The sequence below is a fragment of the Enterobacter wuhouensis genome (assembly GCF_004331265.1).
In the GTDB taxonomy this organism is placed as follows: Bacteria; Pseudomonadota; Gammaproteobacteria; order Enterobacterales; family Enterobacteriaceae; genus Enterobacter; species Enterobacter wuhouensis.
The window spans coordinates 38,118-51,215 of record NZ_SJOO01000003.1; the positions used below are offsets into that span (position 1 = coordinate 38,118).

9 protein-coding genes, 1 tRNA gene and 1 pseudogene are annotated in these 13,098 nt (G+C 52.0%); 4 read left to right on the forward strand and 7 right to left on the reverse strand.

The features are described 5' to 3' along the window. Nucleotides 1-303: 303 nt before the first annotated feature. A complete protein-coding gene (locus tag E0L20_RS07750) occupies nt 304-1,824 on the forward strand; it encodes a methyl-accepting chemotaxis protein (RefSeq protein WP_131633454.1) in 1,521 nt (506 codons plus the stop codon). Between the two features lie 239 nt (nt 1,825-2,063). After that, entirely contained in the window at nt 2,064-3,623 is a 1,560-nt protein-coding gene (locus E0L20_RS07755; RefSeq protein WP_131633455.1) for a methyl-accepting chemotaxis protein, read from the forward strand. Here E0L20_RS07755 and E0L20_RS07760 read toward each other — a convergent pair. Then, entirely contained in the window at nt 3,620-4,114 is a 495-nt protein-coding gene (locus E0L20_RS07760) for a PadR family transcriptional regulator (protein ID WP_131633456.1), read from the reverse strand. The two genes, E0L20_RS07755 and E0L20_RS07760, sit on opposite strands and share 4 nt — an antisense overlap. A 147-nt stretch (nt 4,115-4,261) precedes the next feature. On the opposite strand from E0L20_RS07760, the gene E0L20_RS07765 reads away from it, so the two are divergent. Further along, nucleotides 4,262-5,026 carry a siderophore-interacting protein gene (locus tag E0L20_RS07765; RefSeq protein ID WP_131633457.1) on the forward strand — a complete coding sequence of 255 codons (765 nt, stop codon included), beginning with the start codon at nt 4,262-4,264 and terminating at the stop codon, nt 5,024-5,026. Here E0L20_RS07765 and E0L20_RS07770 read toward each other — a convergent pair whose 3' ends face one another. The 4 genes and pseudogenes from E0L20_RS07770 to E0L20_RS07785 form a co-directional block, all read right to left on the reverse strand. Next, complete coding sequence (locus tag E0L20_RS07770) at nt 5,027-6,196, reverse strand: DNA repair protein (protein WP_131633458.1); 1,170 nt, start codon at nt 6,194-6,196, stop codon at nt 5,027-5,029. A 405-nt stretch (nt 6,197-6,601) separates the two neighbouring features. Further along, the gene (locus tag E0L20_RS07775) at nt 6,602-8,404 is read right to left on the reverse strand and encodes a P-loop NTPase fold protein (RefSeq protein ID WP_131633459.1); all 1,803 of its coding nucleotides are present in this window, start codon (nt 8,402-8,404) and stop codon (nt 6,602-6,604) included. Between the two features lie 19 nt (nt 8,405-8,423). After that, nucleotides 8,424-8,912 (reverse strand): annotated as a pseudogene (locus E0L20_RS07780) (tyrosine-type recombinase/integrase); the annotation flags it as partial. 359 nt (nt 8,913-9,271) lie between these two features. Next, a tRNA-Ile gene (locus E0L20_RS07785) sits at nt 9,272-9,347 on the reverse strand. 125 nt (nt 9,348-9,472) lie between these two features. On the opposite strand from E0L20_RS07785, the gene mug reads away from it, so the two are divergent. After that, the gene (gene mug, locus E0L20_RS07790; protein ID WP_131633460.1) at nt 9,473-9,979 is read left to right on the forward strand and encodes a G/U mismatch-specific DNA glycosylase; all 507 of its coding nucleotides are present in this window, start codon (nt 9,473-9,475) and stop codon (nt 9,977-9,979) included. Between the two features lie 30 nt (nt 9,980-10,009). On the opposite strand, the gene E0L20_RS07795 is transcribed toward mug, so the two are convergent. Beyond that, nucleotides 10,010-12,007, reverse strand: coding sequence for a TonB-dependent receptor domain-containing protein (locus E0L20_RS07795; protein ID WP_131633461.1), 1,998 nt, complete (start codon nt 12,005-12,007; stop codon nt 10,010-10,012). Nucleotides 12,008-12,017: 10 nt separating this feature from the next. Next, a complete protein-coding gene (gene yncE, locus E0L20_RS07800; RefSeq protein ID WP_131633462.1) occupies nt 12,018-13,067 on the reverse strand; it encodes a 7-bladed beta-propeller protein YncE in 1,050 nt (349 codons plus the stop codon). Between the last annotated feature and the right edge of the window lie 31 nt (nt 13,068-13,098).

Here is a 13,098-nt window from a genome sequence, read left to right on the forward strand (position 1 = left end):
CGGGACAAGCCAAACGGGATGAACGAGCAGCGCAGAGGCCGGGAAGATGATGCCAGCTTTCGTCAATTGCACCAGCGTGGTGCGTTACATGCTTCTTTAGCGGGCATTAACAGGTAATGCTTTGTAGGTAATTTCTTCTCGAAAGTATTTTAAATCAATTAATTATAAAAACGCACAAAAAGTGCGGTTTAACTAAAATTTGCGATCTCGATCGAATTTAACAACTAAAGATAAATTGGTTATCGCCGAAAAAACAATAAACCACAAAATTAACATTCGAATAACCTGCAAGGAATGCCCGCCATGTCCTCTCCATCCTACGTCACCCAGAATGAATATCTTCTGGACGATGACACAACCCTAATGTCGACCACCGATCTCGACAGCTACATGACCCACACCAACGATACCTTTGTGCAGGTGAGCGGCTACTCCCTGCAAGAACTGCTTGGTCAGCCGCACAATCTGGTACGTCATCCCGATATGCCGAAAGCGGCCTTCGCTGACATGTGGTACACGCTGCAGCAGGGAGAACCCTGGAGCGGGATTGTCAAAAACCGCCGTAAAAATGGCGATCATTATTGGGTTCGCGCCAACGCCGTACCGATGGTGCGCCACGGAAAGGTGACGGGCTATATGTCGATTCGCGCGAAAGCGACGGCAGACGAAATTGCAGCCGTGGAGCCTTTGTATAAAGCCCTGAATGAAGGGCGTTGCAATAAACGCATCCATAAAGGGCTGGTGGTGCGTAAAGGCTGGCTCGGCAGGCTGGCGGGGATGCCGCTGCGCTGGCGGGTGCGCGGTGTCATGGCGGTGATGTACGTGGCGCTGGCAGCCACGCTGGCGGCAACCTCTGCGGCCTGGGCTTCCTATGCGGCCGCCGCCGTTGTCATGCTGCTGGGCATGGCGCTGTTTGAACAGCAGATTGTCCGCCCGGTGGAAAACGTGGCCCGTCAGGCGCTCAGGGTGGCGACCGGCGAGCGCAACAGCGTGCAGCATCTGAACCGCAGCGACGAGCTGGGCCTGACGCTGCGCGCCGTCGGGCAGCTTGGGCTGATGTGCCGCTGGCTTATCAATGACGTCTCAAGCCAGGTGGTGAGCGTGCGCGACGGCAGCGACAGGCTGGCGCAGGGCAACGAAGATCTCAACGACCGCACGCGTCAGACCGTCACCAACGTGCAGCAAACCGTGGCGACAATGAACCAGATGGCGGCGTCGGTACAGAGCAATTCGGAAACCGCCGCTGAGGTGGACAAGCTCTCCGTCGCGGCCAGCAGCGCGGCAACGAAGGGCGGGAACGCGATGCAGACGGTGGTGAAAACCATGGACGACATTGCCGACAGCACCCAGCGGATTGGCTCGATTACCTCGCTGATTAACGACATCGCCTTCCAGACCAACATCCTGGCGCTGAACGCCGCGGTCGAAGCGGCAAGGGCGGGTGAGCAGGGCAAGGGCTTTGCGGTGGTCGCGGGTGAAGTGCGCCACCTCGCCAGCCGAAGCGCCAACGCGGCTAACGATATTCGTAAGCTGATCGATGCCAGCGCCAGCAAGGTGCAGTCCGGCTCCGATCAGGTTCATGCGGCGGGCCGCACCATGGACGACATCGTTGAGCAGGTGAAAAACGTCACGCAGCTGATTGCGCAGATTAGCAACGCCACGTCTGAGCAGGCGACCGGGCTGTCCGAATTAACCCGCGCCGTGGCGGAACTGGACGGCATTACGCAGAAAAATGCGGATCTGGTAGAAGAGAGCGCGCAGATCTCTGCCATGGTGAAGCACCGCGCCGGACGTCTTGAAGATGCGGTAACCGTGCTCCATTAAGTCTTTTCAGGTTTCGCTAAAGCCGTTTATTCCCTTCGGGAGTAAACGGCTTTTTGTTTTTCTGAATAAGTCAGCATGTTAAATAAATATTAAATAACTAAAAAATGCCGGATTTTTTATTCACTCCTGACCCGTTCATCAATGGTGGTAAAGAAAAAAACGATCAAAGTCATAAAGTTAGCGTTTTTATTACCGATAACAGCGATCGTCTGAGAAATAATCACATCGATGGAGTAAATATGTTCTTACATGACGTAAAGATCGGCACGAAATTATTTCTGGCGTTTGGGTTTTTTATTGTCCTGATGATCGTCAGCGCGAGCTTATCCCTTTTGAGCCTGAACCGGGCAAACAACGGGATGCAAACCATCATTAGCAGCGACTACCCGACTACGGTAAAAGCCAACCAGCTAATCGACAACTTCCAGGAATTTATTAGCACCCAGCAGCTTATGCTGCTTGACGAACAGGGCACGTACACGGCGCAATCCCAGCAGCGCTTAAAAGAGATCAGCGAGCGCATTACGGTGATCCTGGGGGAGCTGAACAACGCGCTGCATGATGCAAAATCACAGCAGGTGCTGGCGGATATCCGCGACGTGCGCCAGCAGTACCTGGACTCGCGCTACCGTATTTTACAGGCGGTGCAGAATAACGATCGTGCGGGAGCCATCCAGGAGATGATGACCAACACGATTGCCGTGCAGCAGGCTTACAAAGCGAAAGTGCAGGCGCTGATTGCCATTCAAAACAGCGAGATGCAGAGCGCAGGCGCGCAGGTGGACGGCGACTTCCGTACTAATCGCCTGCTGCTGATCCTGATCACCCTCTTCAGCGTGGCGGTGGGCAGCCTGATCGGCTGGTTTATCGTGCGCTCCATCACCCGTCCGCTGGGCCAGGCGGTGAGCTTTGCGGAAGCCATTGCCGAAGGCGATTTGACCGGCAGCATTCGCTCCCACGGTAAAGATGAAACCGGCCTGCTGCTCGCCGCGCTGATGGAGATGAAAACCCGTCTGCTGGACATCGTGCAGCAGGTGCAGACCGGCTCCGAGAACATCTCCAGCGCCGCCGCGCAGATTGTCGCGGGTAACCAGGATCTGGCCGCGCGCACGGAAGAGCAGGCCAGCTCCGTTGAACAGACCGCAGCCTCGATGGAGCAGATCACCGCGACGGTGAAAAACACCGCGTCGCACACGGGTGAAGCGACCAACCTCTCTGCCGATGCCGCCACGGTGGTCAAAAACAACGGCGAGATGATGAAGCAGGTGACCAGCAAAATGCGCCTGATTAACGATACGTCGAACCGGATGTCCGACATTATCGACCTGATCGACGCCATCGCCTTCCAGACCAACATTCTGGCGCTCAACGCGGCGGTCGAGGCGGCGCGTGCGGGCGAGCACGGTCGCGGCTTTGCGGTGGTAGCGGGCGAAGTGCGCCAGCTGGCGCAGAAAAGCGCATCGTCCGCGAGTGAAATCCGCCAGCTGATTGAAAGCTCCACCAGCCAGACTCAGGACGGGATGAACCTGGTTGAGAAAGCCAGCGGGCTGATCAACGGGATGGTTGGCAACGTGGAGGAGATGGATATGATTCTGCGCGAAATCCGCCAGGCGAGCCACGAGCAGACGGAAGGGATCTCGCAGATTAACAGTGCGATTGGCCTGATTGACGCCACCACCCAGCAGAACTCCGCGCTGGTGGAGGAGTCCGTTGCGGCGGCGGCCTCGCTAAACGAGCAGGCAATGCACCTGAAGGCGCTGGTACGCGTCTTCCGCGTGAGCGAGCACGCGCTGGCTTAATCCAGCTGGGAGATCTCCAGCGCCGCGCGGTCGATTACGCCGATAATCTGCTTTAGCTGCGCGTCGCTGAGCTCTCCCTGATTCACCTTCAAATCCAGCACCGCCTTGAAGTTATCCAGCGCCCGCTTCATCTGCGGGTTTTTGCGTAGCTGGAACCCCACGGAACGCGCTTTGATACGTTCCTGAATCTGCTCAAGCTGTTCCTGGTTTTCATCCAGCCAGCGCTGCCCTTCAGCGGTTATCGCAATTCTCTTACGCCCGTTCTCTTCGTCCGTAATGGTGATAAACGTCTGATCCTGCAGATAATCCAGAGTTGGGTAGATCACGCCCGGGCTTGGGGTGTAGTTCCCCTGCGTCAGGTTCTCAATCTCTTTGATCAGCTCATATCCGTGGCTGGCATTGCGCGTCAGGATATCCAGGATCACCAGCCGCAGGTCGCCGTGGCCAAAAAATCGTGGTCGGCGTCCACCGCCGTCGTGTTCGTGTCGCATAGTGAACCTCATAATTTGATATATCTAAACTATATCGTAGATATATTCAGATGCAATCTAAAAGATCTTGCATTCCTGGTTAATAGCAATCATTATCATTAAAAAATCAATTTCGATATATCGTATTCACCTGAGAAGGGCATAAACATGACATCAACCCGTTACCCTCAACGTGTCCGCAACGACCTGCGCTTTCGCGAGCTGAACGTGCTCCGCGTTGAGCGCGTCAGCGCGGGCTTCCAGCGCATCGTTCTCGGCGGCGAGGCGCTGGAAGGGTTTAGCTCCCGCGGCTTTGACGATCACACAAAGGTCTTTTTCCCGGCACCGGGCACGACCTTTGTGCCGCCGGTGGTGACCGAGGACGGCATCGACTGGGGCGAAGGCGTGCGTCCGCAGGCGCGTGACTATACGCCGCTGTACGATGAGGTGAAGCATGAACTGGTGCTGGATTTCTATGTGCATGACGGCGGCATTGCCAGCAGCTGGGCGCTTGCGGCGAAGCCCGGCGACAAGCTCACTATTGGCGGCCCGCGCGGATCGCTGGTGGTGCCGGAAGATTACGCCTGGCAGCTCTACGTTTGCGATGAGTCCGGCATGCCCGCGCTGCGCCGCCGTTTAGAAGGCATCGCAAAACTGCCGGTGCGCCCGGACGTTCATGCGGTGGTGACCGTCAGCGATGCGTCTTATAAGGACTATCTGGCGCACCTGAGCGAATTTAACATCACCTGGGTTGTGGGCCATAGCGAACAGGCGGTAGCGGACCATCTGGCGACGCTGGTCGTGCCGGAGGCGGATTACTTTATCTGGCTGACCGGAGAAGGGAAGGTGGTGAAAAACCTGAGCCGTCAGTTTGAAACCGAGGCGATCGATCATCAGCTGGTGCGTGCCAGCGCATACTGGCACGCCAAATAATCAGGCGGCGGACTCCAGCTGCGCTTCGCTCACCTGATGTTCGAGCGAGGCTCGGACCTCGTTCAGCGCCTTCTCCTGCTGGGCAAAGTAGGCTTCCATATTGTTCAGCGAGGAGACCAGCAGCCAGGACTCTTCTTTTTCAAGCTCCGCCAGCTCGTTCACCAGGGTGTCGATTTGCTCGCGAACCTGCGCCATTTTTTTGCGGATTCGCTCCAGATCGTTCAGCCTGTCGCTCGCCATCAGCGGCTCAAAGCCCTGCTGCAGGCGCGCCACCAGTGAACGGATTGCTTTCACATCCCCGCGCTGCCTGGCCTGGTTGAGCTGCACCATCCTGGTATTGGCTTCCTCTTTCAGATCGTCCGCAACCAGATCCGGATGGCACAGCTTGCTCGCCTGACGCCACAGGCGTTTCAGCTCGTTCCGATCCTCTTCCGAGAGATCTTTCCCTTTACGCAGACGCACTTCAGCATCGTGATGCTGTTCGCGATACTTCTCGTACTCGTCGTTGGCCTCGTCGCGCGCCTGACGTGCCGGCTCTTCTTCTCGCGTTAAGCCGCTCTCCAGCTCCAGCGCTTCGGCCAGCAGATTGGCGATGAGGTTGCTCTGCTGCTGCAGATGCTTGCGCGCCTCGGCAGCCTGAATGGAATCGGCAGGCAGGTCGCGCCAGCGCTGGGTAAGCGTTGCCAGCACCTCCACCGCCTGCGCCATATAGTGCTGACAGCGACGGTAATCCTCTTCCCGACGACGCGCCTCCGCCTGCTGACGACGCAGGTTTAGCTCCGCCAGCGTTTTGCGCAGGGCGAGGATCTGCTGCATCAGCGGCCCGAGGCGGGAGAAATAGAGATCGTTGAACTCGTCAAGCTGTTGGACGCGGGCGTTACGACGATCGATCAGATCGCGCAGACGCTCCTCCAGCGCTTTCAGCTCCATCTTGCTGGCGGCCACCTGCGGGTCGCGCCACGGGGTAACGGCGCGCTGGCCCTGCAGCCAGGCGGTGATGGCCCTGATGGCCGCGGTATAGTTCTTCTGCTCAAGCGCCACGACGATTGCCTGTAGCTCATCGTCAAACGCTTCATTTTTCAGCCGCGTCAGCTGGCTCTGGATGATGTCGTCATCTTCCAGTTCGATGGCATTTTTAATGATTTCTAGCCGTTTGATCGGTGTGCTCATGATGCCTTTTGCTCTGGCGCTTAAGTATTTGAGTTAAGGTTAGTTGTTGTAAAAACTACAGGAAATAATACACACGGATGATGATCGGCGCGATGGGGGATTTCTTTAGTTTTTAGGGTTTGTGAAGGAGTGGTAGGTATTTTGCGATCCTTCTGGATGGGAGAGCACAGCAACTCCTCTTTCTCTGTGGAGTATCGCCAAGAAAAACAAAAGGGCCGACGATTTCTCGCCAGCCCTTGCTGTATCTTGTGGCCCCTGTTGGGTTTGAATCAACGACCAAGAGATTATGAGAACCATGATTACTTAAGTATAAACAATAATTTATGTGTAAATCAGTGAGTTAAATAAACCAATATACACCAATATTAGCCAGTATTCTTAAGTTCAAGCGACACTTTTGCGACACTAAATTTCTGAAAGTGCTCTGTAGGGAAAAAGCCGTTCAATGCGAGCACGATCGATCCCTCTGTTCATTTTTGCTTCAAACAACAGGTATAGATTAACCTCACACAACCATAATTTTTCGCTGTAAAGCATTTGATGTGTTGAAACATTTGAATGCCTAGATAATAGGATAGAAGAGATTCTGTCCCAGTTTTCAACAGGAAGCGTCAGCCAATGAATTACAAATTCTTCGGGAGCGATTTGACTCAGTATATCAATTGTTGAATATTTTCCCGACTGTTTTCCATCCCCGAGAAGAAGGAACTTAAAATGCTCTATATCTTGATCAAGCGCACACAAGATTTCTTTAGCATATTCTGGTCTTTTGTTTATCTGGCTTAATTTTCTTGATTTTTTAAGATAAGAAATTAAATCACTAATATACTTTTGATAAGTATCTTTAATCCAGTAGGAATATGAATTCGCCCTTGTGTAGATACTATCTGCGAATGGGTTGTATACTAATGGTTCTGGCTGCAGCAATCCTTTTTCTAAAAGCCCATCAATATAATTACATTGGAATGAATATATTTCATCGAAACTCATGTTAATTTCTTGTATTTCTGAAAGCATATAAGTTAAGCAGAAGCAGTGCATCATACCTTCAATATCCGTGACTTTAAAATTTCTAAAATCATCAAACATTTCCTCAATTGCTAATCTTACTATTTCGCTTTCCAAATTGTCAAAATTAATTATTTTTACCCAAGCAGGATGTTTAATTCTTTGAAAGAAATACTTGGATATATTAATTGAGTTGGTTATTTCTCTTACAGGATATCTACCTGAGTCAAAAATATAGCCTAAAAGTTCATTGTTCAAAGATGGATTTCTAATTTCTTCCATGGAATATTTATCAATAAATTTTAATATATTCTCATTTTTCTTTTTTTCATCTTCACTTGCTTTTTCACTCTTGCTTTTAAATGCAATATATTCTAACTGATTTTTTGGCAATATCCTGATTTCATTTGCATTAAGGTTGCCAAGTCTAAACTCAATGTTGAGTATACAGAAATAATTAAAAAGAGCTTGCATTGCTAAAGTGTTTTTAATATGCGCCGGCTCGAGACACTTAAGAAGTCTACTGCAATCACTAATAACACATTTCAAGATTCTTAATGAATGGCAATTGGATTTTTTAAATGATTCTAATATCAATGATTTGGCGTGTGAGTAGTTATTAAGATTCTGATTTTCTTTAAAGAAAGATACTGCTGCCTCATCGATTTGAGGTTCTATTTTTATAGTGTGTCCGACAATTTTTTCTTTAGTTTTGATAAATTCATGATGGGTTTTTATGTCATGAGCTAAAATTATAACTTTACATTGATGATGTTCGACGTACTGATTAATCACCCCTAAAATATCATTGTTTGGAATTGTACAGCGTTCGAGATCATCAAATATTAATACTTTTTCTTTATTAACTGTCTGTTTTATTAATGGCCCTAACATGTTACTGATTATACTTCCAGCACCGAAAGTAACCCCGCCGACTTCACTTGAAACTTCTTTTGTCATATCAAGTATTTTTTTTGCATAGTTCTTTCCGGGATACATTTTTGAAAAAACAGTACTATAAACTTCTTGGGAGTTATTAATACCGAATAAGCTGACATGGCATTGAAGATTAGCAGGGATTGCTTTAAGAACCTGATGTGTTTTACCAGATCCCCATTCGCCAGTTACTAAAACGGCAAATCCGGGGGCATTCAAAGATAGGTAGTAACTCAAATAACTTTCTAGGTTGGTTTTTTTCACGCGTTAACCTTAATTTTAACTAGTTTGCTAAGGGATTAAGTTTTAATGCTTCGTCTAAGTGGTTTGGTGCAAATTGCGCATAACGCATTGTCATTTTTATATCTGTGTGCCCAAGTAGGCGCTGAAGAACAATAATGTTCCCTCCATTCATCATAAAATGAGATGCAAAAGTGTGTCTCAAAGCGTGCGTGGATTGGCCAGCAGGCAATTCTATCCCTGCGCGTTCAAGGGCTGATCTAAAGGCGTAATAGCATGACTTAAAAAGAGAACCGTTCTTTTTGGGGAGCTCCGCTATGATTTCTGATGTTACCGGAATGGTAAGGTTGCGCTTACCTTTAGTTTTTATAAAAGTTACTTTTCCAGCTGTTATTTGGCTTCTCTTTAAATTTTCCGCCTCGCTCCAGCGAGCGCCCGTAGCGAGACTAATTTTGACAATCATCTCTAAATCTCTAGCAGAACTGCGGCGGCATTCCTCCAAAAGCTTATCAATCTGCTCAACCGTCAGATACTCCTCATTCAACTTGCCGAGTATCGATAAAGGGTCTTCGCATTCTTTATTAATTCTACGTAACCATTCTAAAGCTTTTACATGCTTTGAACCTTCGGGAGCATGTCCCGGAGCATCGGCATAGAAAAAAAGACTATCTAACCCAGCGTGGGTTTCTACGGATGATATGTGATCGGCTACAACTGACACTAAAGGCTGCGGAATTTTTCTTTCCATTTTCCTCTAACTCGTCGTTTGAAAGGTTGGTGCGTTGGCTCGCATTGGCTAAGGAGTGCAACACTTTTGCGACACAACGGAAGAGAATAGCTAGTTTTACAAGAATTTATGATGGAGATGTTGCTGATACTAAAGGGAAAATTTGGTGGCCCCTGCTGGACTTGAACCAGCGACCAAGCGATTATGAGTCGCCTGCTCTAACCACTGAGCTAAGGGGCCGTGGCGGTGAATTATAAAGTAACTCCCCTCAGCAATCCAGCCATTCACACCTGCCTGCTGTTTTTATAAACAATGCATAATCAATCCTTTATACTTCCTTAACGATGTATCCATTGGGAGTAAAGATGATCAACGACATTCTGGCCCCGGGCCTGCGGGTGGTGTTCTGCGGAATCAACCCCGGCAAGTCCTCGGCGCACACCGGTTTTCACTTCGCCCATTCGGGAAATCGCTTCTGGAAGGTGATCCATCAGGCAGGCTTTACCGACAGGCAGCTCAAGCCCGAAGAAGAGCAGCACCTTCTGGATACGCGGTGTGGGATCACCATGCTGGTCGAACGCCCCACGGTGCAGGCAACGGAAGTAAACCTGCATGAGCTGCGCACTGGCGGGCGTGAGTTGATCGGGAAAATTGAAGACTATCAGCCTGCCGCGCTGGCGATCCTCGGCAAGCAGGCCTACGAGCAGGCGTTCAGCCAGCGCGGGGCGCAGTGGGGCAAGCAGAGTATAAGCATCGGCGTCACGCAGGTATGGGTGTTGCCGAACCCGAGCGGATTGAACAGGGCAACGCTGGACAAGCTGGTTGAGGCGTATCGGGAACTCGATGAAGCCCTTATCGTGCGCGGGTTGTAGCTGCCGGAGCCAGAGGCTCCGGCATCATCATCAGAACTCGAAACGGGCACCCATGTTGTAGCGGCGTCCTTCCAGGATGGAAGACTGGTTGTAGGACGTTTTGTATATCGGGTTTACGTCGAACAGGTTGTAGACCCCCGCCATCAGCGTGATGCGCTTGTTGAGGTGGTAGCGTGCGCCCATGTCGACCAGCGCATAGGCTTCTGTGGATGTCGATTTGCCGGTGTTTGGCGTATTGCTGCGCCAGCTGGCTTTGGTCCACAGCTCAAGGTCGTTAAGCGCGCTCCACGTCAGGGACAGGTTGGCCATGCTGCTCGGGAATTCGTTCAGCGCTTCACCCTTGTACTGACCGCTCTTTTGCTCGCTGTGGGTGTAGGTATAGTTCGCGTTCGCCTTCAGCGCTGGCGTCACCTGCCAGTCGCCGTTTAGCTCCAGGCCATAAATCTCCGCGTCGCTGACGTTGAAATACTGGGAGACCTCTTCTGCTTCATACCCGTTGTACACACACTTCTGCGTGGCGGTTGCCGTACAGATGGTGTAATCGCTGATCTTGTCTTTAAATTTGGTGAAGAACACGGTGGCATCCAGCGCAAGAGTGTCCTCCTGCCAGTAGACGCCCAGCTCGGTGTTGACGCTCTGTTCCGGCTTCAGGTCATCGTTGCCTATGCCGATAAAGGAGTACGGATAGGCGCCGTAGACGCTGGTGAAACCTTCGTTGTTCTCACGCAAATCCGGTTTTTTATAGCCTGCCGATACGCCGCCCTTCAGCGCCCAGCTTTCATCGAGGGTCCAGTTACCGTAGAGCTTCGGCGTCACGTGGTAGCCAAAGTAGCTATCGTGATCCAGGCGTGCAGAGGTCGTCAGGATAAAGTCAGGCACCATCATCCATGCATCTTCGGCAAAGACTGCCCAGCCGTTGCGGGCGATCTTGCTGACCGGGGTCACGCCCGGCACTTCCTTGTCTGCAATACCGAAGGTGTCGTCCAGTTCATTGCGCGTGAAGTTAATCCCCAGCGTCAGCTTGTGATCGCCAAGCGTAAAGGTGTTCGCGCTGTTGGCCTCGTAGTTTTTTTGCTTGATGAACTGCGAGCTCATGCCCGGCACGCGATATTCGGTTTTGGCGTTCTCGTAGCTGACGAAGTTCTTCACCTCCAGCAGATCGTCGCCGTACCAGGCGTGCTGAGCGAGCGACGCGGCATCACGATCGAAGTCCCACTGCCAGGCTTTATCGTTGTGCGATTTTACCTGGTGCCCCTTAACGACGTTCAAATCCCACAGCTGGGTATCGGTCGGAGACATATTGATGGTGGCATCCAGGTTCCCGGCCTGGTGCTTCACAAAGCGCTCGTCGTTCTGGCTGTCGTCATCGCGACGGTCAAGATAATCCGCCGCCACGCTCACCCCGAGCTTGCCCGGAATGACTGGCCCCATCAGGAAGGCGTTGGTCTGGTTGGTGTTGCCGTACTCGCTCTTCTCCTGCAGGAAGTAGTTATCTTCCAGCACGCCGGTCCATTTATCCAGGTTATAGCCTTTTTTGGTGATGACGTTGACCACGCCGCCGATAGAGTCGGAACCGTACAGCGAAGACATCGGCCCGCGAATCACCTCGATGCGCTCGATAGCCGCCATCGGCGGAAGGAAGGCCGCTTCAGTACCGATGTGGTGCCCGTAAGGACGGGATTCGCGGGTACCCTGTTTGATGCCGTTGACCATGTAAGAGGTATAGGTCGAGTCCATACCGCGCATCTGGACGTCGCCCGTGGCAAGGCTTCCGTTACCGTTGCCCACCAGGACGCCGGGCATCTCGCGCAGCGCTTCGGTGACGTTTTGATTCGAACGGGTGTTAAGCTCTTTTTCGCCGACGACGGAGATGGTGGCCGGTGCCTCGCGGCGCTCCTGTGCAAAACCGGTGGCGGTGACCACGAGCCGATCTTCATCAGCAGGCGTTGTTTCTTCAGCGAAAACGGTCGCAGGAAGGGTGGCGAGGGCGAGCGACATCGCCAGCGCCGTACGTGTCTGGTTAATCACAGCGTGCTCCTCAGAATTGGGTTAGATCGAGTTTGAGCACGTAGTCAGCCTTGTTGGCTTTCTCATCCTGCTTCACGCTGACGAACAGCGTTTTACCGTCAGGTGAAAGCACCATGCTGTTCGGCATGGCTGCCGTTTTGACGGTGTGCTTCAGGCTGTAGTTGCTGGCATCGATAATGCTGATCTGACGGGCATTGCGGTGGGTGACATACACTTCGTTGCGCGCGGCGTTGTAGACCGCGGCGATAGAGTTCGGGGTTGGGACGCGATGAACGATCTTGCCGGTGCCGAGCTGCACAACCAGCACGTCGGCAGTATTGGTATCCGCGATAAAGCCGACGCCTTTGGCGGTATTCATGGCGATATTCAGGAAGTAGTGCTTAGGTTCGGATGGGTCAACCTTCACGCGGGAAAGCACCTGGGACGTTTTGCCATTCAGAGTGACTAACTCGCCTTTGCCGGTGACGGCGTAGACTTTGTCGCCATCTTCATCGACGGCAAAGCCGACCGGATCCATGCCTTTCAGGGCATGCAAAAGCCTCTGGTTCTGCGTGTCGACAACCCACAGCACGCCTTTACCTTCACTGCCGATGCCGGAGACATACAGGCGGTGGTGTTTCTTATCAAGAACTACCTCGCGGACGTGTGCTTTATTCTCAGCATCCGCAAGCTGGAGGGTTTTCACTTCTTTGCTGGTGCGGGTATCGAGCAGCGTCACTGAGCCATCCAGCGCGTTGCCTAACCACAGGATATGGTTGGCGTCATCGAGTGAAACCGCAAACGGGCGGCGCTGGGTAGTAATGCGCTCATCTACTTTTAGTGAATCGGCGGCAAGCTGGAACACTTCTCCGGCGGTTTTGTCTTTCTCGAAAGAGGGGGCAGAGGCCGCGTAGAGGGCCTGTTGTCCGGCGTCATAAGCCAGTTCGTAAACGCCGTGACCCAGCGTCTGAGTGGAAAACTGATTTTCCGTGAAGTCCTTTGCCAAAACAGAACCCGCATGAAGGGCTAGGGAAATCGCGAGCGCACAGAGGGATTGATTTTTTAATGTTCTGAAATTCATGTAATTTTTCTTTACAGTAGTTTACGAAAAG

Coding starts and splice junctions, on each gene's coding strand:
- E0L20_RS07765 (WP_131633457.1), top strand. CDS start 4,262: ATGACATCAACCCGTTACCCTCAACGTGTCCGCAACGACCTGCGCTTT.
- E0L20_RS07755 (WP_131633455.1), top strand. CDS start 2,064: ATGTTCTTACATGACGTAAAGATCGGCACGAAATTATTTCTGGCGTTT.
- E0L20_RS07760 (WP_131633456.1), bottom strand. CDS start 4,114: ATGCGACACGAACACGACGGCGGTGGACGCCGACCACGATTTTTTGGC.
- E0L20_RS07750 (WP_131633454.1), top strand. CDS start 304: ATGTCCTCTCCATCCTACGTCACCCAGAATGAATATCTTCTGGACGAT.
- mug (WP_131633460.1), top strand. CDS start 9,473: ATGATCAACGACATTCTGGCCCCGGGCCTGCGGGTGGTGTTCTGCGGA.
- E0L20_RS07770 (WP_131633458.1), bottom strand. CDS start 6,196: ATGAGCACACCGATCAAACGGCTAGAAATCATTAAAAATGCCATCGAA.
- yncE (WP_131633462.1), bottom strand. CDS start 13,067: ATGAATTTCAGAACATTAAAAAATCAATCCCTCTGTGCGCTCGCGATT.